At 46.5% G+C, this 19,626-nt stretch carries 17 protein-coding genes; 8 read left to right on the top strand and 9 right to left on the bottom strand.

Going from position 1 to position 19,626, the window contains the following annotated elements; translation table 11 throughout:
* Window positions 1-4: 4 nt before the first annotated feature.
* The 3 genes from recF (at window position 5) to PY479_RS13830 (ending at window position 4,720) form a co-directional block, all read left to right on the top strand.
* Complete coding sequence (gene recF, locus PY479_RS13820; RefSeq protein WP_275484127.1) at window positions 5-1,087, top strand: DNA replication/repair protein RecF; 1,083 nt, start codon at window positions 5-7, stop codon at window positions 1,085-1,087.
* A 16-nt stretch (window positions 1,088-1,103) separates the two neighbouring features.
* Window positions 1,104-3,521, top strand: coding sequence for a DNA topoisomerase (ATP-hydrolyzing) subunit B (gene gyrB, locus PY479_RS13825; protein ID WP_275484128.1), 2,418 nt, complete (start codon window positions 1,104-1,106; stop codon window positions 3,519-3,521).
* Window positions 3,522-3,676: 155 nt separating this feature from the next.
* Window positions 3,677-4,720, top strand: a complete 1,044-nt coding sequence (locus PY479_RS13830; RefSeq protein WP_212596460.1) for an HDOD domain-containing protein — start codon at window positions 3,677-3,679, stop codon at window positions 4,718-4,720.
* A gap of 41 nt (window positions 4,721-4,761) precedes the next feature.
* On the opposite strand, the gene glyS is transcribed toward PY479_RS13830, so the two are convergent.
* Window positions 4,762-6,831: a glycine--tRNA ligase subunit beta gene (gene glyS, locus PY479_RS13835; protein WP_275484129.1), complete on the bottom strand. Its 2,070-nt coding sequence runs from the start codon at window positions 6,829-6,831 to the stop codon at window positions 4,762-4,764.
* A gap of 12 nt (window positions 6,832-6,843) precedes the next feature.
* Entirely contained in the window at window positions 6,844-7,749 is a 906-nt protein-coding gene (glyQ, locus tag PY479_RS13840) for a glycine--tRNA ligase subunit alpha (RefSeq protein WP_275484130.1), read from the bottom strand.
* A 109-nt stretch (window positions 7,750-7,858) separates the two neighbouring features.
* Here glyQ and PY479_RS13845 point away from each other — a divergent pair, with 109 nt between their 5' ends.
* A complete protein-coding gene (locus PY479_RS13845; RefSeq protein WP_275484131.1) occupies window positions 7,859-8,431 on the top strand; it encodes a DNA-3-methyladenine glycosylase I in 573 nt (190 codons plus the stop codon).
* Window positions 8,432-8,494: 63 nt separating this feature from the next.
* On the opposite strand, the gene PY479_RS13850 is transcribed toward PY479_RS13845, so the two are convergent.
* The 4 genes from PY479_RS13850 to fadB form a co-directional block, all read right to left on the bottom strand.
* Entirely contained in the window at window positions 8,495-8,941 is a 447-nt protein-coding gene (locus PY479_RS13850) for an MOSC domain-containing protein (RefSeq protein ID WP_343377253.1), read from the bottom strand.
* A gap of 11 nt (window positions 8,942-8,952) precedes the next feature.
* Window positions 8,953-9,198: a sulfurtransferase TusA gene (tusA, locus tag PY479_RS13855; protein WP_212594955.1), complete on the bottom strand. Its 246-nt coding sequence runs from the start codon at window positions 9,196-9,198 to the stop codon at window positions 8,953-8,955.
* Between the two features lie 164 nt (window positions 9,199-9,362).
* Complete coding sequence (gene fadA / locus PY479_RS13860) at window positions 9,363-10,526, bottom strand: acetyl-CoA C-acyltransferase FadA (protein ID WP_275484133.1); 1,164 nt, start codon at window positions 10,524-10,526, stop codon at window positions 9,363-9,365.
* A 15-nt stretch (window positions 10,527-10,541) separates the two neighbouring features.
* Window positions 10,542-12,692, bottom strand: coding sequence for a fatty acid oxidation complex subunit alpha FadB (gene fadB, locus PY479_RS13865; protein ID WP_275484134.1), 2,151 nt, complete (start codon window positions 12,690-12,692; stop codon window positions 10,542-10,544).
* Between the two features lie 314 nt (window positions 12,693-13,006).
* On the opposite strand from fadB, the gene PY479_RS13870 reads away from it, so the two are divergent.
* From PY479_RS13870 to hemG (PY479_RS13880), 3 genes are read left to right on the top strand one after another with little or no spacing between them, the layout of a single operon-like run.
* Entirely contained in the window at window positions 13,007-13,630 is a 624-nt protein-coding gene (locus PY479_RS13870) for a YigZ family protein (protein WP_275484135.1), read from the top strand.
* Window positions 13,631-13,683: 53 nt separating this feature from the next.
* Entirely contained in the window at window positions 13,684-15,141 is a 1,458-nt protein-coding gene (locus PY479_RS13875) for a TrkH family potassium uptake protein (RefSeq protein WP_212594959.1), read from the top strand.
* Window positions 15,141-15,668 (top strand): menaquinone-dependent protoporphyrinogen IX dehydrogenase, encoded by a 528-nt coding sequence (gene hemG, locus PY479_RS13880; protein WP_212594960.1) that lies wholly within the window; start codon window positions 15,141-15,143, stop codon window positions 15,666-15,668. Before PY479_RS13875 ends, hemG (PY479_RS13880) begins: the two co-directional genes overlap by 1 nt.
* 10 nt (window positions 15,669-15,678) lie before the next feature.
* Here the strand turns inward: hemG (PY479_RS13880) and PY479_RS13885 are convergent, their stop codons facing one another.
* Window positions 15,679-15,996: a metalloregulator ArsR/SmtB family transcription factor gene (locus PY479_RS13885; RefSeq protein ID WP_212594961.1), complete on the bottom strand. Its 318-nt coding sequence runs from the start codon at window positions 15,994-15,996 to the stop codon at window positions 15,679-15,681.
* A 207-nt stretch (window positions 15,997-16,203) separates the two neighbouring features.
* Between PY479_RS13885 and hemG (PY479_RS13890) the strand changes: the two genes are divergently transcribed.
* Window positions 16,204-16,749, top strand: coding sequence for a menaquinone-dependent protoporphyrinogen IX dehydrogenase (hemG, locus tag PY479_RS13890; protein WP_212594962.1), 546 nt, complete (start codon window positions 16,204-16,206; stop codon window positions 16,747-16,749).
* On the opposite strand, the gene PY479_RS13895 is transcribed toward hemG (PY479_RS13890), so the two are convergent.
* Both PY479_RS13895 and trkA read right to left on the bottom strand, forming a co-directional pair.
* The gene (locus PY479_RS13895; protein WP_275484136.1) at window positions 16,746-18,188 is read right to left on the bottom strand and encodes a TrkH family potassium uptake protein; all 1,443 of its coding nucleotides are present in this window, start codon (window positions 18,186-18,188) and stop codon (window positions 16,746-16,748) included. The genes hemG (PY479_RS13890) and PY479_RS13895 overlap by 4 nt on opposite strands.
* A gap of 10 nt (window positions 18,189-18,198) precedes the next feature.
* Window positions 18,199-19,608, bottom strand: a complete 1,410-nt coding sequence (gene trkA / locus PY479_RS13900; protein WP_212594964.1) for a Trk system potassium transporter TrkA — start codon at window positions 19,606-19,608, stop codon at window positions 18,199-18,201.
* Between the last annotated feature and the right edge of the window lie 18 nt (window positions 19,609-19,626).

Below are 19,626 nucleotides of genomic sequence, written 5' to 3' on the forward strand. Positions count from 1 at the left end.
TTGAATGAGCCTTAGCCTTTTCAATATTCAACACTTTCGCAATCTTGTTTCAGCCCAATTGCAACCAGGCAATGGGCTGAATCTTATTTATGGGCAAAATGGTAGCGGCAAGACCAGTATTTTAGAGGCAATTTATTTCCTTGGGATGGGCCGCTCCTTTAGAAGTCATTTAGCGCAGCGTGTAATAGGCAATGAGCAAGAACAGTTAACCCTGTTTGCGCGACTACGATCAGCAGATGCCGAACATAAGGTTGGGGTTCGCCGCTATCGGAATGGTGACACAGAAGTACGTATTGATGGCGAGAAAATAAGACGTTTATCCGTACTTGCTGAGACGTTACCAATACAACTCATCACCCCAGAAAGCTTTTCCTTGCTGTTTGAAGGTCCCAAGGCGCGTCGGCAGTTTATCGATTGGGGAGCCTTTCATGCTGACCCTAATTTTTATCCTCAATGGATGAATGTCCGGCGAGTTTTGAAACAACGAAACCAGTTATTGCGGGATGGTGCCAGCTATCAGCAGATTGCCTATTGGGACCGTGAATTTGTGCGTTATTCAGAAGCGGTTACCGACATACGAAACCATTATGTGGACTCGTTAAATAACCTGTTAAAGGGTATAATCGGAGAGTTTTTACCACAGGCAGACATCAGGGTTTCATTCACGCGTGGCTGGGACAGTAAAACCACATTGGTCGAGCTGTTAGAAGCTCAATACAGCCGCGATGTGGCGATGGGATTTACGGTGAGCGGACCCCATAAAGCGGATTTGCGCTTAAGGGTGGCTAATTTGCCAGCGCAGGACGCATTATCCCGTGGTCAGCTTAAGTTATTGGTGTGTGCGTTGCGGATTGCACAGGGAAAGTTGCTTAAACAACAGCTGGATAAAGATAGTATCTATCTGGTCGACGATTTGCCGTCAGAACTGGATGCCAAACATAGAAAGTTATTGCTACAGCAATTGGCTGAGACTGGTGCGCAGGTATTTGTTACCGCCATCGATCCAGCAGCAATAGCTGATTCATTAAGCACTCCACCGGAACGGATTTTCCGGGTAGAACAGGGGAGTGTGACGGTCATTGAATAACCGATGAGAGATTAGTATGTCAGAGAATAGTTATGATTCTTCGAGTATCAAGGTTCTGAAAGGCCTTGATGCGGTTCGTAAAAGACCCGGAATGTATATTGGTGATACCGATGATGGCACGGGTTTGCATCATATGGTATTCGAAGTGGTTGATAACTCCATCGACGAGGCTCTGGCGGGTTACTGTAAGGACATCGTGATTACCATTCACATGGATGGTTCGGTATCAGTCAAAGATGATGGTCGTGGTATTCCCGTGGCTATCCACCCAGAAGAAGGGGTTTCTGCCGCACAGGTGATTATGACTGTGCTGCACGCCGGCGGTAAATTTGATGATAACTCTTACAAAGTGTCAGGCGGTTTGCACGGCGTTGGGGTTTCTGTCGTTAACGCACTGTCAGAAAAATTAAAGCTGACAATTCGCCGTGATGGCAAAACTTACGAACAGTACTACAGCCACGGAAACCCAGTTGATCCGATTAAAGAGATTGGTACCTCTGAGCACACTGGCACTGAAATTCGTTTCTGGCCAAGTAAACTGACCTTTACCGACGTTGAGTTTCATTACGAAATTCTGGCAAAGCGTGTACGGGAATTATCATTTCTTAACTCAGGTGTTGGCATCCGCCTAATTGACGAACGCGACCATAAAGACGACTTCTTCCATTACGAAGGGGGGATTCGCGCCTTTGTTGAATACCTGAACCGCAATAAGACCCCGGTTAACAAAGATATTTTCCATTTTTCTCAAGAACGAGATGACGGCATCACGGTTGAAGTTGCGATGCAATGGAATGACGGTTTTCAGGAAAATATTCTGTGTTTTACCAATAACATTCCACAACGGGATGGGGGTACACACTTAGCGGGCTTCCGTGCCGCGTTAACCCGTAACCTTAATAACTATATGGAAGCCGAAGGTTACAATAAGAAAAATAAAACCAATGCTACCGGTGACGATGCGCGCGAAGGTCTGACCGCGGTTATCTCGGTTAAAGTACCAGATCCTAAATTCAGCTCCCAGACCAAAGATAAACTGGTGTCTAGTGAGGTTAAGACAGCGGTAGAGCAGACCATGGCTGAAAAGCTCAACGATTACCTGCTGGAAAATCCTAACGAAGCACGTTTGGTTGTCAGTAAGATTATTGATGCTGCCCGTGCCCGTGAAGCCGCTCGTAAAGCTCGTGAAATGACCCGCCGTAAGGGCGTGCTGGACCTGGGAGGCTTGCCTGGTAAATTGGCGGATTGTCAGGAAAAAGACCCTGGTTTGTCAGAAATCTACATTGTGGAAGGGGACTCGGCTGGTGGCAGTGCCAAACAGGGCCGAAATCGTAAAAATCAGGCTATTTTGCCGTTGAAAGGTAAGATCCTCAACGTAGAAAAAGCGCGTTTTGACAAGATGTTATCTTCTCAAGAAGTGGCCTCACTGATCACCGCCCTTGGATGTGGTATTGGTCGTGATGAATATAACCCGGATAAGACTCGTTACCACTACATTATCATCATGACCGATGCTGACGTGGATGGCTCACATATCCGTACGCTGTTGCTGACATTCTTTTTCCGGCAGATGCCTGAGTTGCTGGAACGTGGTTATGTGTATATCGCCCAACCACCACTGTTTAAGGTTAAGAAAGGTAAGCAAGAACAGTATCTTAAGGATGAATCTGCGTTAACTGAGTATCTGACTTCGCAAGCGCTGGACGGTGGTTGTATCTATCCATCTAAAGATGCGCCAGCGATGTCTGGGGCAGCATTAGAGCGCCTGGTTCTGCAATATCGCGAAGTCGAGCATACCATTGAAAAACTGGAAAAACGTTTTCCGGCAAATGTGACAGATCGCATGATCTATCATCCTCGAGTCACTGCGGACATGCTTGCTGATGAGACACAGATGGTTGCTTGGTGTAAGGCCTTACTGGAAGATCTGCAAAATCGCGAAACACATGGTGTGCTTTATAAGCTTGAGCCCATATTAGAGCCTGAACGTAAGGTCTATCTGCCGCAATTAACAGTTCGCAAGCATGGTATCGATAGTCACTACCTGTTTAGTTTTGACTTTTTCCATGGCGCTGATTACAAGCGTATTGCTGATCTGGGTGAGCAGCTCGACGGTTTGATTGAAACCTCGGGTTATGTACAGCGTGGTGAGCGTAAGAAAGATGTTAGTACCTTTGCTGAAGCGCTTGAATGGCTGGTGGCAGAGTCTAAACGGGGCATTTATATTCAACGCTATAAAGGGTTGGGGGAAATGAATCCAGAACAGCTGTGGGAAACCACGATGGACCCTGAGACTCGTCGGATGCTGCAGGTGACTATTGAGGATGCATTAGCTGCGGATCAACTGTTTAACACACTGATGGGGGATGCGGTTGAGCCTCGTCGTGAGTTCATTGAGTCCAATGCGTTGCACGTATCTAACTTGGACGTATAGCGATTTAATAATCGGTAGAAAGGGAAGACTTCGGTCTTCCTTTTTTATGCCTATTAAATACCACTTAGCTCAAATCTTGATCGTATAGTATTGGGATGCGATTGTGGCGGACGCTATAATCAGCAAATATCAACGAAGGTGGTGAGATAGCAGTGTTGGGGATATTTAAAAAGCTGTTTAATATCAGAGACGATATCAACATTGAGCGACCACAAAGTTTTTCGGGGGCACCAACGCCTATTGCGCAAGAGCTGCACAAGGTTAGTCAGCATGTCGCTATGGTGAGTGCAGACGAGCGTCTGGAGGCATCTGTCGATGCTACAGCGCTGTTTTATAGCTTGTTATTTTCTGTCGGCAAAGATAGTGGTGGAGTGGCAAATGCTTTAGAGCGGCGAGTATTGGCTGCGGTGGAACAGGCGTTAATGTCCCCACAGCAGGTTGCAGCTAACGTCTTAAAACTCCCAGGCAGAATTATGGAACTGGATCGTAAGCTTAGTGATCCAGAATTTTGTAGCCAGGATATTGTTAAGATCATCCAACAAGATCCAGTGTTAAGTGCTGACGTCATTCAAGCGTGTAATGCACCTGTATTCCGACGCTCCGAACGTAGTATTACCAATTTGCCTCAGGCGCTGGTCGTACTGGGGAGTGAGCGGCTACGACGTATTGTCACAACTTGTATGATGAAGGAGATGATAGCGATTAAACCTATCTATTTCCGACGTTTTGGTGCTCAGTTATGGCGGCATTCACTGCAAGTCGCTTTTCTGGCTGGTGAACTTGATAAGCAACACTCCGACACAGCTTTTATGGTGGGCTTACTACATGATGTCGGCAAGATTGCCATATTCAAGTTGTTGCTCGACGTTTTTAATCAGACAGATCCATCTGAACAGCCTAAATCCTGGCTATTTCGTCAGGTCATGACCGCCAGATCATTGGAGTTAAGCAGTTTATTAGTCAGTTGTTGGCAACTTCCCGCAACGTTTGCTGAGACATTATCTCCATTAGCAAGTTCGTTAGCTCCTGCCGCTGGTTTGTCTCGAGTTGTTTGGCAGGCAAATGTGATCAGTGAGTGTTCGATGTTGTACGAAGAAGGACGTTTGGCAGAACCGTTACTGGATAATCTATTGAGTGAAATAGCTTTATCACCGCAACAGTTTCTTTTTTATCACAATAAAATCAAAGAGATAAAATAAAGGCGCCCGTTGGCGCCTTTATTTCAACCAGTCACACAGTGTTATTGCAATAGTGAAATGTCTGCTACTCGCAGGAACTGGTCACGTAATTGATTTAGCAGAGCCAAACGGTTATCACGTAGTGCCGCGTCATCAGCCATGACCATAACCTGATCAAAAAATTGATCAACGTCCTCGCGCAACTCAGCCAACTTGGTGAGTGCCTGTTGATAGTTTCCTGAGTCAAATAATGGTGTTAATTCTGGTATCAGATCGTTTAATGCTGTTGCCAGCGTCACTTCTGCCGGCTCTGTCAATAGCTCTTTAGCTATCGTATTTGGCAACTCACCTTCAACCTTGGACAAGATGTTTGATACACGCTTGTTGGCTGCTGCGAGTGCTGCGGCCTGCTCCATTTCTCGGAAGTGGGCAACGGCTAGAATACGGTCATCAAAATCAGCTGGTTTTGTTGGGTAACGAGCTAACACCGATAGGATTACATCAGTACTGATACCTTTGTCCTGGTACCAAGCGCGGAAACGTCCCATCAGGAACTCAAGCACTTCAGCAGCAGTATTGCCGTTAGTTAAGTTGCCGCCATGAGCTTTGACCGCGCCAGCAATTATATCGACTAAGTCCAGTGGCAGTTTGTTTTCAACAATAATACGCAAAACTCCAATGGCGGCGCGGCGCAGTGCAAATGGATCTGCTGCACCCTTTGGCGCTTGTCCGATGCCAAAAATCCCTGTCAGGGTGTCCAACTTTTCCGCCAGTGCAACAGCACAACTTACGGGAGTTGTTGGCACGGAATCGCCGGAGAAACGGGGTTTGTATTGTTCATCCAATGCCAGTGCTACTGCTTCAGTTTCACCATCCAGACGCGCATAGTGCATACCCATGGTGCCTTGAGTATCGGTAAACTCCATCACCATGTTGGTCATGAGGTCAGTCTTAGATAACAAGCCTGCTCTTTTCGCATCAATAACATTTGCATTGATGCTCGCTGCGATACTACCTGCCACTTCTGAGATGCGCTTAACGCGGTCTTTAAGAGTGCCTAATTGTTTCTGGAATACCACAGTGTCTAGGCTGTCAATTCGAGAGGCGAGGGTGTGCTTCTTGTCGGTATTGAAGAAGAACTCTGCATCTGCAAGACGTGGTCGCACGACCTTTTCATTACCCGCAATGATTTGTGATGGATCTTTTGATTCAATGTTGGCGACAAAAATGAAGTGTGGCATCAGTTTGCCTGCAGCATCAAAAACCGGGAAGTACTTCTGGTCGCCCTTCATGGTATAAACCAGTGCTTCCGCTGGGACTGCCAGGAATTTTTCTTCGAAAGCTGCCGTCAGTACGACAGGCCATTCCACTAAAGAGGTCACTTCTTCCAGGAGACTGTCGCTGATATCCGCTTTACCACCGATTTTTATTGCAGCGGCTTCGGCATCTGCTTTTATGATGGCTTTGCGCTTATCGTAGTCCGCTATCACTTTGCCACGTTCATATAAGGTGCTGAGATAGTTGTCGGCATGATCTAATTCAAAGCTGGCTTCGCCCATGAAACGATGGCCGCGAATGGTGCGTGCAGAATTGATACCCAGTACAGTGCCTGGAACCACCTTATCGGCCAGTAACATAGTGACGGTGTGAACCGGACGAATAAACTGGGTCTTGTTATTGCCCCAGCGCATAGGTTTAGGAATAGGGAGTTTATCCAGCGCTTGTTGGGCCATTGTTGGAATCAACTGTTCGGTACTGACACCATTAACTTTGGCGTGATAGACCAACCATTCGCCTTTGTCGGTGGCTAGTCGTTCTGCCTGAGCAACGGTAATGCCATTGCCACGCGCCCAGCCCTGTGCCGCTTTGGTTGGGTTACCCTCAGTGTCAAACGCAGCGGCAACAGAGGGTCCACGCTTTTCAATAACTTTATCTTCTTGCGCCAGTGCTAGCTGCTCAATATAAAGCGCTAATCTTCTGGGCGCGGCATACCAGCATGCCTTAGAAAAAGGTATTTCTGCTTTATTTAATTCGTCTGTGAAATTGCCAAGGAAAGATTCCGCCAGACTGCGCAAGGCTTTGGGTGGGAGCTCTTCCGTACCGATTTCGATGAGTAAGTTTTCAAAATTCATTAACGTCTAACCTCACTTACACATTGGGAAACCCAGAGCCTCCCGGGCCTGGTAATAAGCTTCAGCTACCGCTTTCGCCATGGTTCGTACGCGCAGGATGTAGCGCTGCCGTTCAGTAACTGATATCGCATGGCGTGCATCTAGCAGGTTGAATGCGTGTGATGCTTTCATGACTTGTTCGTAGGCGGGCAATGGTAAAGGCTTTTCTAAAGCTAATAGATTTTGACAGCTCTTTTCGCATTGATTGAACATACCAAAAAGGAAATCTACGTCGGCGTATTCGAAGTTGTAAGCTGACTGTTCAACTTCATTTTGATGGAATACATCGCCATAGGTGATTTTACCTAGCGGACCATCGGTCCAGACCAAATCGTAGACACTATTTACGCCCTGGATATACATAGCTAAACGCTCCAGACCGTAAGTTATTTCTCCCGTTACCGGGCTACACTCCAGTCCACCAACTTGTTGGAAGTAAGTGAATTGGGTTACTTCCATACCATTCAACCAGACTTCCCAGCCCAGACCCCAAGCACCCAGTGTTGGTGATTCCCAGTTATCTTCAACAAAGCGGATATCATGGACTGTAGGGTCTATCCCCAGTGCTTTTAATGAGCCTAGATATAGTTCCTGGATATTATCCGGAGATGGCTTCAGAACCACCTGAAACTGATAATAGTGTTGTAAGCGGTTTGGGTTCTCACCATAACGGCCATCTGTTGGTCGGCGAGAGGGTTGTACGTAAGCGCTGCTCATAGGCTCAGGCCCTAATGAGCGCAGGAATGTTTGTGGGTGAAATGTCCCAGCCCCAACTTCCATATCCAGAGGTTGCACGATTGCACAGCCTTGCTGTGCCCAATAATCCTGCAGGGTCAAAATGAAGCCCTGGAATGTTTTCACATCATATTTGGTCGTCATGTCTACTGCTGTCAGCCGTCTATAGAAAATGGTTCCAATTATACCTTGTAGACCATGGCTTATGTAGGTTATTTTTTATCGAGTATCAGTTTTTAAAGGAATTCTTTAGATGGAAAAGCATCGGTGTGGCTGGGTTTCGGCTGATCCTTTATATCAGCAGTATCATGACGAAGTGTGGGGCAGGCCGGTTTATGATAGCCAACAACTGTTTGCTAAATTGTGCTTGGATGGACAGCAGGCTGGATTGTCCTGGATTACCATTTTACGTAAACAAGCTAACTACGAAGTGCTATTTTCGAATTTTGACCCCAAAATTGTCGCCTTGTATGACGAGAGTAAGGTCACGGAATTGTTGCAAAATCCCGGAATTATCCGTAATCGAGCGAAGGTTAATTCAATTATTCAAAATGCTCGGGCCTATTTAAAATTTATCGAGCAGGGTAATGACTTTTCAAGATTTTTATGGGAATTCGTCGGTGGTAAGCCTTTGATTAATTGCCACACCAGTTTGTCTGACGTTCCTGCCCAAACTCCGGTGTCAGAAGCGATGTCTAAGGCGCTTAAAAAGCTTGGATTTAATTTTTGTGGTCCGACTATCTGTTATGCTTTTATGCAGGCTGTAGGAATGGTAAATGATCATCTAGTAGATTGTTTCTGTTATTCGGAAACTAATTACTCTTAATCTAAAGTAGGGTTTTACTGGTGGATGTTCCACGTGGAACATCCACCAGTAAAATTACAAGTGCTATTCTGGCTGGTCTGAAATAATAACTGCAGTCCCTTTTGTCACGTTACCTTCTCTAATCACTCTACAGGTAACTCCACCTCTCCAATCGGTAACTAATGCCGCTTCAAGTCCAGGGTATTCTTGCTCCATATTTTTGCATGGATTGGTTTCGCCAGTTATCTCAAGAATGACGTTGCCAATTTTAAGGAATTGTCCGACAGAATCAGCACCAAAACGGACACCGTCAATAAGTAAATTAGCTCTTCTCGCTAGCCAAGAAATAGAAGTCCCTAACTCATTACAGGTATCAAGCCATTGCTGCCGAGATAGTACAGTCACTTGTCGAGGACCAGGCTTACCAAAAATATCATGTTCCACACCTGACTGTGTTGAAATGAAAGCCTTGTCAATTTCCAACATGGGCCTTTTTCGCCCATCCTTAAAAGCGATAGCCTGTAATTCCATGGACATCTCTGTTATAGACCCTTTCGAATGAGGTAACGATAGGGGGTTACGGTTGTATCGCTTGCAACCAGGGTATGATCCATAAACTGGCAAAAGCTTGGAATATCCCGAGTGGTCGCCGGGTCATCGGCAATGATCAATAATGTTTCTCCATCAGCCATATGACGGACCTTTTTTCGCAGCATCATGACAGGCTCAGGACACCGTAACCCCAATGCATCAAGTTGATGTTGAGCACTACCAAAATCTTCGTTCATTTTTTACCTCTTGAGAACGTATGGCTGGAAAATCTATTCGATATGTTACTGCAAGCAGCAGCAAAGAACCAAGGGCAGTGCAAATATTTGGATATGTTCCACGTGGAACAAAAAAGCCAGCGTTAAAAGCTGGCTAGAGGAGAGGAGTACCGAAGATGGAAAATTTAAACACGCTCGAAGATTGTGGCAATTCCTTGTCCTAGTCCTATACACATAGTCGCCAGGCCAATAGATACGTTTTTAGATTCCATTAAGTTAATCAGTGTGGTCGATATTCTGGCACCGGAACATCCCAATGGATGACCTAAAGCGATAGCTCCGCCATTAAGATTTACCTTCTCATCGATTTGTTCCAATAAACCCAGATCCTTAACACAAGGGAGCGATTGTGCTGCAAACGCTTCGTTTAGCTCTACCAACTCAATATCTGCCATGTTCATCCCTGCACGTGCCAGCGCTTTCTTAGTCGCAGGAACTGGGCCATACCCCATAATGGCGGGATCACAACCAGCCGTCGCCATTGAGCGAATTCTCGCGCGAATAGGTAAGCCTAAATCCTTCGCTTTTTGCTCTTCCATCACGAGCATTGCTGCTGCACCGTCTGAGAGCGCAGAAGAGGTTCCCGCTGTTACTGTACCATTTGCTGGATCAAATACCGGCTTTAAGGCGGCAAGAGATTCAAGTGTTGTTTCAGGACGAATAACTTCGTCATAATCAACAGATATTAAAGCCCCGTTGCTATCATGGCCGTTAATCACCTGGATTTCATTGGCAAATCGCCCCTCAACTGTTGCAGCATAAGCCCGCTGATGTGATCTTAGGGCAAAGGTATCTTGCATTTCGCGACTAATCCCATGCAGCTTGCCCAGTAACTCGGCCGTCAACCCCATCATTCCCGAAGCCTTGGCAACGTTAATGGAAAGGCCTGGATGAAAATCAACACCGTGGGTCATCGGCACATGACCCATATGTTCAACTCCACCGATGATAAAGGTATCGCCCATACCCACCATGATAGATTTTGCTGCTTGATGGATTGCTTCCATTGATGAGCCACAAAGACGATTAACCGTCACCGCGCCCACCTCTTTAGGTAGTCCTGCCAGTAATGTGGCATTGCGGCCGATATTAAATCCTTGTTCTAAAGTTTGTTGTACACAACCCCAAATAACATCTTCAATATCTGTTGGCAGTAACTGAGGATTTCTACGCAACAAAGATTTCATAAGCTCGGCAGATAAGGTTTCTGCACGAACATTTCGAAAAACACCACCTTTGGAACGTCCCATGGGGGTACGAATACAATCAACGATAACTGCATTTTTCATGGCAGATTCCTTAAATTAGTTCTGATAATAGTGGCCGTTTTCCGCGGCTAGTTGTCGCATGGTGTCAGTGACCTGATACAAAGCTCCGAGATAGGCATATTTATCTGCCCAAGCGACATAATTGGCAATTCCCATCGTTTCTATATAGCGGAATACACCACCTCTAAACGGTGGAAAGCCCAGGCCATATACCAGTCCCATATCTGCTTCAGCCGGAGAGGCTACAATGCCTTCTTCGAGACAGCGTACCGTTTCGTTAATCATGGGGATCATCGTCCTGGCAATAATATCGTCAGCAGTAAACTCCTTGAGTGGGCCAAATGCTGCGGATAACAACGCATATGTGGTGGCATCTACGTCCTTTTTGGGCTTTCCCTTTTTATCTGGGGTATAACGATAGAAGCCTTGGCCATTTTTTTGTCCTAGGCGATTTTGCGCGAACATCAATTGCAAAGCATCGTGTTCACTGGGGGTCATTCGCTCGGGAAATCCCTGTGCCATAACAGCTTGGGCGTGATGGCCAGTATCCATCCCAACAACATCAAGTAAATACGCCGGCCCCATTGGCCAACCAAATTGCTTTTCCATGACTTTATCAATCGTCGCAAAGTCTGCTCCATCCGCGATCAATCCATTAAATCCAGCGAAGTATGGAAACAGCACACGATTGACGAAAAAGCCAGGACAGTCGTTCACGACGATAGGGGTTTTCCCCATCTTGCTTGCGTAGGCAACTACCGTGGCGATAGTAGAATCTGAAGTGTCCCTACCACGAATAATCTCAACCAGCGGCATTTTGTGAACCGGGTTGAAGAAATGCATACCGCAGAAGCGCTCAGGCTTCTTAAGGCTGTTGGCGAGCAAATTGATGGATATTGTTGAGGTGTTGGACGCGATAACTGCATTATCAGTCACCACTTGCTCTACTTCTGCTAACACCATACTTTTTACTTTGGGATTTTCAACTACAGCCTCTACCACAATATCTACTGGTTTAACGGCGGAATAATCCAATGCAGGCGTAATCGCATTTAGTACCTGTGCCATTTTTTGTGGCGAAGAGCGACCTCGTTCAACTTGTGCTGTCAGCAGTTTGGCAGCTTCAGATAGTCCTAATGCCAGTGCGCTTTCATTAATATCTTTCATTACTATCGGGGTGCCTTTGCTGGCACTCTGATAAGCAATACCCCCGCCCATGATACCGGCACCTAACACCGCTGCATATGAGACTGGATGCGCTGATTTTATCGACTTTTTGGCTTTGCTCTTTACTAACTGATCATTGAGAAATATACCAACTAATGCTTTGGCAACGTCCGTTTTTGCCAGTTTTGCAAATGCGTGATGCTCTACCTGTAGCGCCTGTTGCCGTGGCATTTTAGCTGCTTGCTCAATTACGTTTACTGCAGCCATTGGTGCCGGGTAATGCTTACCTGCAACAGCGAACACCATCCCTTTAGCGGTGCTGAAACACATCATAGCTTCCATTTTATCTAGCTGAAGCGGTTGTTGCTTTTGTCGACGTTTTAATTGCCACTCCAATTTTCCGGCAATGGCATCGTCAAGCATTTGTAAGGCAGCCGCTTGTAGATTTTCAGGCGTAGTAACGGCATCAAAGAACCCCACTTTTAATGCATCATCGGGTCGTTGATCTTTGCCAGTGGTAATCCATTCAAGCGCGTTGTCAGCACCAATAAGTCGAGGCAGTCGCACTGTGCCGCCAAAACCAGGAATGATCCCTAACTTGGTCTCGGGTAATCCGACTTTTGCGGTGCTGTCGCCAACACGGAAATCGGTAGATAAAATGGCTTCACAACCGCCACCCAGAGCATAGCCATTAACAGCAGACACTGTGGGATATGGCAAATCTTCCAACTTATTGAAAATACTATTCGCTAGCTGTAGCCAGGATAAAAGCACTTCATCTGCTTCGGCAAACAATGTCAGAAATTCGGTTATATCAGCGCCTACGATAAAACTATCTTTTGCTGAGGTGAGGACTAATCCCCGAACATCAGGTGTGGCTATTAATGCGTTTAATGCGGCATCGAGTGATGTTAGGGTTTCTTGGTCAAACTTGTTTACTGAACCATCTGAATTAAAGCGAATATTCGCAATTTGGGTGTCAAGAAGTTCAACCTGGATACTGTTACTTTGATAGATCATTCTGCATTCCTTATGCACAGGGCTGCGAGTTTGCCATCTTGGGATTGTGGCCATTTGTTGATCAGTGTGCGGTGAAATATCACAAATTACAACAGTCAATTTAAACGGTTGTTTGATTTTGGGTTGATAAAGCGCGGTTGTAATCTAAGTGAGATTTATAATGTATTGTTATTTATACAGTTAAATGGCATTTTGCGATCATTGATAGAGTATCATCCTTAAGTCGTAGATGATGATATTGAGGGGCTCTGTTGCAGTCGAATGAGTGACACGGGCAAAATAAGTAAGCAAGTTAATATCCATCAGAGCGTATTGTGTTGAATAGCTATCCCATACCCGCAGCGGACGTTACGTTTGAGGAAGAAATAAAACACAGTCGTTTTATTACCGTGCTTTTTCCCTGTGCGTCACCAGAAGATTTCAAACAAAAAGTTGAACAGCTAAAAGCGGCTTATCCTGCTGCCAATCACTACTGTCAGGCGGTCATCTGGAATGAGCCGCAAAATGCTGCTGCGATGGGATGTAGTGATGATGGCGAACCCTCCGGTAGTGCTGGTCGACCGATGCTTAATGTTTTGCAAGGTGCGGGTATTGGTGAGATCGGCGCGGTTGTGATTCGTTATTTCGGTGGCGTAAAACTTGGTGTTGGCGGACTGGTACGTGCATATAGTTCCGGTGTTAAGAATGCGTTAGTACGTCTGTCAAAGGTGACCAAGATTAAAAGAGTTCGGGCAGTGCTTGATTGTCAGTACCCTCACCTAGCTGACGTTGAGCACTATCTAACGTTGTTTGAAGTCTGTATCACTGAGCGGGTGTTTACTCAGCATGTCACTTTGCAGTTAGAAATTCCCGTATCAAGCCAAGAAGAATTGCAGGCGGTGCTACAGCAAATAAGCCAAGGGCAACTGCAGCTCAGCTTTTCCAATGAACCGTTGTAAAAACTGTGTAACAATAACTGAGTTACCGACTACGCGACTTGGCAAAGGGCTACATGCACTACCGCACGATTACCCGTATCACCGGATTACTGGTGGGCTTATTTTCCATAACCATGGTTCCGCCAGCGTTGGTGGCGCTATTTTATGAAGATGGCGGTGGTGCTGCTTTCTTCCAGTCCTTTGCAATCAGCTTAGTTCTGGGGTTCATATTGTGGTATCCCAATCGCCAATACAAAGCAGATTTAAGAACCAGAGAAGGCTTTCTAATCGTCGTCTTGTTTTGGACTGTTTTAGGCGGGATTGGAACCTTACCTTTTTTGTTGGTTCAGCATCCAGATCTATCGATTGCAGATAGTATCTTTGAGTCTTTTTCGGCGCTGACAACTACAGGAGCCACAGTTATTGTTGGCCTTGATGAATTGCCCAAAGCGGTTTTATTCTATCGACACCAACTACAATGGCTGGGCGGCATGGGAATCATCGTGCTGGCAGTGGCCATTTTACCGGTGTTGGGGATCGGAGGTATGCAGTTATACCGTGCAGAAATACCTGGGCCGGTTAAAGACAGTAAGATGACCCCAAGGATTGCAGAAACAGCTAAAACGTTGTGGTATATCTATCTGTTATTGACCGTCGCCTGTGCCTTAGCGTTCTGGTATGCCGGTATGCCCATTTTTGATGCTGTTTGTCATTCCTTCTCGACCATTGCTATTGGCGGATTCTCTACGCATGACGCCAGTATTGGCTATTATCAAAGTCCGTTAATTAATACCATCTGTATGGTGTTTTTGCTGATTGCTGCGGTTAATTTCAGTCTGCATTTTGCAGCATTTTCCCGGCGAGGGATTAATTTCCGAATCTATTTTCAGGATGCTGAATTTAAGGCGTTAATTGTTATTCAATTGGCGTTGGGTGCCATTTGTTTTGTCACATTATTGCATAGCGGAATTTACGACTCTCCGGAACAGACGTTGGATTACGCACTATTTCAGGCCGTTTCGATTTCGACGACCGCCGGCTTTAGTACGGAAAGCTTTCATTCCTGGCCATTGTTTTTACCGATTTTACTGATTTTTTCCAGCTTTATTGGCGGCTGTGGTGGTTCTACCGCAGGTGGCATCAAGGTGATTCGCGCCGTATTGCTGTTCTTACAGGGGGCGCGGGAACTTAAACGGTTAATTCATCCCAAGGCGATGTTTGCCATCCGTTTGGGCAACCGTTCGTTACCAGACCGAGTCGTTGATGCTGTGTGGGGATTTTTTTCTGCTTACACTTTAGTATTTATTATCTCTATGCTGATCTTAATGGCGTTAGGCATGGACGCCATTACCTCATTTAGTGCCACTGCAGCGTGCCTGAACAATTTGGGACCGGGTCTTGGTGATGTAGCGTCAAATTACGCTACAGTATCCGATGGTGCCAAATATGTACTGGTGGTGGCTATGTTATTTGGGCGCCTGGAAATTTTTACACTACTGGTTCTTTTTACTCCTACCTTTTGGAAAGATTGATGCACAATACCCTGATTATCTATTCGACCGTCGACGGTCACACCCATCGTATTTGTGAGGTAATTGCTGAGGAATTACGGCATAACGGCGAACAAGTCAGTTTGGTTGAATTATCAAAGGTATCGGAAACACAGTTAACACAATGCGATAAAGTATTGATTGGTGCCAGTATTCGCTATGGCAAGCACCGGCCAGCGCTCTATCAGTTTATTAATCGCCATAAAGCGTTGTTGGATGCCAGGATTAACGGCTTCTTTACGGTGAATGTGGTTGCGCGTAAACCAGAGAAAAACACACCAGAAACCAATCCTTACATGCAGAAGTTTTTGCAATTATCACTTTGGCAGCCACAACAGTTAGGGGTATTTGCTGGGAAAATTGTTTATGCCGATTACAGTTGGTTAGACCGCACCATGATCCGCTTTATTATGTGGATGACGAAAGGCCCTACCGACACCTCCCAAGCCTATGAATTTACAGACTGGGAGAACGTGCGGCGGTTTGCGAGGGAGTTTGCGGCTCGCTAACGATGTGTGCTTAACATTGTGCAGAGCAGAACTTGCGATGCAGAATGGAGATGACTTCGGTCACTTGTTGGTTTTTGAGGCTGTAATAAACGATTTGGGAACTCTTGCGAGTATCAACTAAGTCTTCTGAACGAAGTACGGCTAAGTGCTGAGACAACGCCGACTGACTCAACGGAACCGCCTCGTTAATTTCGGTGACGCTTAACTCTTTGTCGAGCAACAGGCAAAGGATCATCAAGCGGTAAGGGTTGGCAACCGCTTTGAGCCATTTTGCTGCAATTTCAGCGTTCGACAACATGGCGTCAATATTAATATCTTCAGGTGACATGCTATAAAGTACCTCTACTTCTTGATTAGATGATTCTAATTGAATGTTACGTGGTCGACAACTCATCAGTCTTTAAGCTGGATCTCACTTTTATCATCAAAATGCAGTAACTGCTTGTCCTATTTGGTCATTATCACTGTATTTTACTTTCATATTGTTCATTATCATCTTTTATTGTCGTTTTTTATAAGTAGAGCAGGTATTGCTATGAAATCCATTCTGGTTCTCTATTATTCCCGAGGTGGTCACACCGCTAGAATTTCCCGGTGTATCGTGCGTCGCATTCAACAGCAGGGATACAGATGTGAAATGATGGGTTTGCTTGAAGCGGAAAAGGAGGGTATTGATTGGCAAGAGTGGGATGCCGTCGTCCTCGGCGCTTGTGTACTTTACGGCACTTACGATAAAAGTGTCTTTGCGTTTTGTAGTAAATACCAGCAACAGCTGGATCAAAAAGCGATTAGCTTCTTTTCGGTGAATGTCGTTGCCCGCAAACCGGAAAAACGCATACCTGAAAATAACCGCTATCTGCAAAAATTCATTGAGTTATCGGCTTGGAAACCCAACGATGTGAAAATTATCGCCGGGAAAGTTGATTATCCATCGTGGCGTTGGCTTGATAAGCAGATGATCCGTCTGATCATGAAAATTACCGACGGGCCAACTGACACGAAGGCTGTGATCGATTACACCGATTATCAAGAGGTCGATGGCTATGCTGATCACCTGGCGACGTTAGTTCCGGCGAATTAATAACGCCAAAAACTGGGGTGAAACAGTACTGCGACGGTGAGAATTTCCAAGCGTCCCAGTAGCATGCCAATGGATAATGCCCATTTAGCCACATCTGGCAAGGTTTCAAAGTTACCCGCGGGGCCAATGACGGGGCCAAGCCCAGGCCCCACGTTGGTGACGGCGGTAATGGCACCAGAAAGACTGGTCATTGGGTCCAGCCCACACATTACCAATATCAGTGTTACCAACACAATTACCAGCATAAACAGCATCATAAACGTGACCAGAGAGCGTACAATTTCTTCGTTAATGGGGCGATTATTGTAGCGTTCACGGAAGATACCGTTAGGGTGGAATTGCTGCTTGAGCTGCTCACGCATGATGGCGACGGCAATCTGAAAGCGGAAAATTTTAATCCCCCCCGCAGTGGAACCGGAACAGCCGCCCACCAGCATCAGAAACAGGAAGCTAATCACCGCAACCGCACCCCACTGGCTATAATCAGTCAAACCGTATCCGGTGGTGGTCACTACTGACACAACGTTGAATGCCGCTAGTCTTAAGGCATCGATAAAACCTAAGTGTTTGGTATCGCTCAGCCATAACGCCAGTCCTAAGGAGACGACTAACAAAAACAGCAGGTAGCCTTTAATTTGTGCGTCGTTCCACACCCGCAAACTACGAACTTGGATGGTCTGTGCAAAGGTCAGTAAAGGCAATCCACCCGCTGCCATAAAGACAATACCGACCCAGTGGCAACGTTCCGGAAATGCCGCCATGGAATTATCTGATGTGGAATAGCCGCCGGTCGACAAAGTCGTCATCGCATGATTGATGGCTTGAAACCAGTTCATCCCCGCCCAGTGATACGCCATGCCACAAGCGACGGTGAGACCGACATAAACCAGAAACAGATATTTGGCGAGGCTTTGGGTGCGAGGAATCGTTTTATCTGACCAGTCTGAAGACTCAGTGCGGAACAGTCTCATACCACCCACGTTAAGGAATGGCAGAATGGCCACCGCCATCACGATAAAACCAATCCCGCCTAACCACTGTAATAGCGAACGCCAGATCAGGATACTGTGGTCCATATTATCCAGGCCGGATAACACCGTTGAGCCGGTTGTGGTAACGCCAGACATTGTTTCAAAAAAAGCGTCGGTGTAACCAATGCCGTGATACAGCGTAAAGGGCATCGCCGCAAATAAACTCACAATTACCCAGGTGAGGCTGGTTAACAGGAACATATCGCGGATATTCAGATGCAATTTGCCGCTTTGGCCGCGGTGTACACAGATACTGGCAAACACCCCGGTAAAAATTGCAGACACCAGAAAAGCCATCACGGTTTCTTCGCCATAAACCAGCGCAAAAGCCAACGGGATAAACATAAATCCAGTCAACATCGACAGGAATAATCCCAAAATAAACAGCAGTGGCTTGAAGTTCAGCATGTGGGGTGACCTAGAAGAAGAAGGCGCTGGGCTGGAACAGCTTTTCAACGTCACTGACAAACTTCTTGTTCACCAGAAACAAGATGACGTGATCGCCCTGAGCGATGACCGTGCGGTCATGTGCCATTAGCACCTCTTCGTCGCGCACAATGGCACCAATGGTCGTTCCCGGCGGTAACTTGATCTCACCAACCTGCTTGCCGACGACTTTACTGGTGCTGGCATCACCGTGGGCGATCGCCTCAATCGCTTCCGCCGCACCGCGTCGCAAAGAATAAACGTTACAAATATCACCCTGACGGATATGGGTTAATAACGAGGATATGGTTGCTTGTTGTGGCGAGATGGCGATGTCGATATTTGCTTCCTGCACAATATCCACATAGGCTTCGCGTTGGATCAAAACCATTACTTTTTTGGCACCCATACGCTTGGCCAATAGCGCCGACATTATGTTCGCTTCGTCATCGTTAGTTACCGCAATGAACACATCGGTCTGATCAATGTGTTCTTCCATCAGCAACTCTTGATCGGAAGCGTCACCACAGAAAACCGTCGTGTTCTGCAGTTTTTCTGATAACAGTTCGGCACGTTCCTGTTTCTGTTCGATGAGCTTAATGGCGTGATTCTTTTCCAGCTTTTTGGCCAATCCCAGACCAATGTTACCGCCACCTGCAATCATAATGTTGCGGTAGGAGCTGTCGAGCTTTTGCATTTCACTCATGACGGCGCGGATATGGCGACTATCAGCAACAAAAAAAACTTCATCATCGGCTTCGATAATCGTGGTTCCGCGCGGCATGATGGCTCGGCCCTGGCGGAAAATTGCGGCAACCCGGGTATCAATATTGGGCATATGTTCGCGCAGCGCCGCAAGGGCGTTTCCCACCAGCGGGCCGCCGTAATAGGCTTTGACAGCCACCAGACTCACGCGTCCGTCAGCAAAGTCGAGAACCTGTAAAGCTCCCGGATACTCTACCAATCGGTGAATGTAAGTAATTACTAACTGCTCTGGCGCGATCAGTTCATCAATCACAAAACCACCGCGCAATTTACTTTCAGTGTTCTTGGTTTCACTGTCGATAAACAGTTTGTCGCGCATGGCAAGGTATTGCTCAGAACGAATGCGTGCAATTTTGGTGGGGGTACCAAAAAGGGTATACGCAATCTGACAGGCGGTCATATTGCATTCATCACTGTTCGTCACAGCGACCAGCATATCGGCATCTTCTGCACCAGCCTCCAGCAGTACTCCTGGATTAGCGGCGTGACCAGCCACCACCCGCAGATCATATTTATCCTGCAAAGCCCTGAGTCGGTTCCTATCACTATCGACAATAGTGATATCGTTATTCTCACCTACCAGGTTTTCTGCCAGTGTGCCGCCGACCTGGCCCGCGCCGAGGATAATGATCTTCATGGCTTATTCTTTTCCCGG

Source organism: Shewanella sp. A32, from assembly GCF_029167175.1.
GTDB classification, from domain to species: domain Bacteria; phylum Pseudomonadota; class Gammaproteobacteria; order Enterobacterales; family Shewanellaceae; genus Shewanella; species Shewanella yunxiaonensis.

Coding starts and splice junctions, on each gene's coding strand:
- recF (WP_275484127.1), top strand. CDS start 5: ATGAGCCTTAGCCTTTTCAATATTCAACACTTTCGCAATCTTGTTTCA.
- gyrB (WP_275484128.1), top strand. CDS start 1,104: ATGTCAGAGAATAGTTATGATTCTTCGAGTATCAAGGTTCTGAAAGGC.
- glyS (WP_275484129.1), bottom strand. CDS start 6,831: ATGAATTTTGAAAACTTACTCATCGAAATCGGTACGGAAGAGCTCCCA.
- glyQ (WP_275484130.1), bottom strand. CDS start 7,749: ATGACGACCAAATATGATGTGAAAACATTCCAGGGCTTCATTTTGACC.
- PY479_RS13845 (WP_275484131.1), top strand. CDS start 7,859: ATGGAAAAGCATCGGTGTGGCTGGGTTTCGGCTGATCCTTTATATCAG.
- PY479_RS13850 (WP_343377253.1), bottom strand. CDS start 8,941: ATGGAATTACAGGCTATCGCTTTTAAGGATGGGCGAAAAAGGCCCATG.
- tusA (WP_212594955.1), bottom strand. CDS start 9,198: ATGAACGAAGATTTTGGTAGTGCTCAACATCAACTTGATGCATTGGGG.
- fadA (WP_275484133.1), bottom strand. CDS start 10,526: ATGAAAAATGCAGTTATCGTTGATTGTATTCGTACCCCCATGGGACGT.
- fadB (WP_275484134.1), bottom strand. CDS start 12,692: ATGATCTATCAAAGTAACAGTATCCAGGTTGAACTTCTTGACACCCAA.
- PY479_RS13875 (WP_212594959.1), top strand. CDS start 13,684: ATGCACTACCGCACGATTACCCGTATCACCGGATTACTGGTGGGCTTA.
- hemG (WP_212594960.1), top strand. CDS start 15,141: ATGCACAATACCCTGATTATCTATTCGACCGTCGACGGTCACACCCAT.
- PY479_RS13885 (WP_212594961.1), bottom strand. CDS start 15,996: ATGTCACCTGAAGATATTAATATTGACGCCATGTTGTCGAACGCTGAA.
- hemG (WP_212594962.1), top strand. CDS start 16,204: ATGAAATCCATTCTGGTTCTCTATTATTCCCGAGGTGGTCACACCGCT.
- PY479_RS13895 (WP_275484136.1), bottom strand. CDS start 18,188: ATGCTGAACTTCAAGCCACTGCTGTTTATTTTGGGATTATTCCTGTCG.
- trkA (WP_212594964.1), bottom strand. CDS start 19,608: ATGAAGATCATTATCCTCGGCGCGGGCCAGGTCGGCGGCACACTGGCA.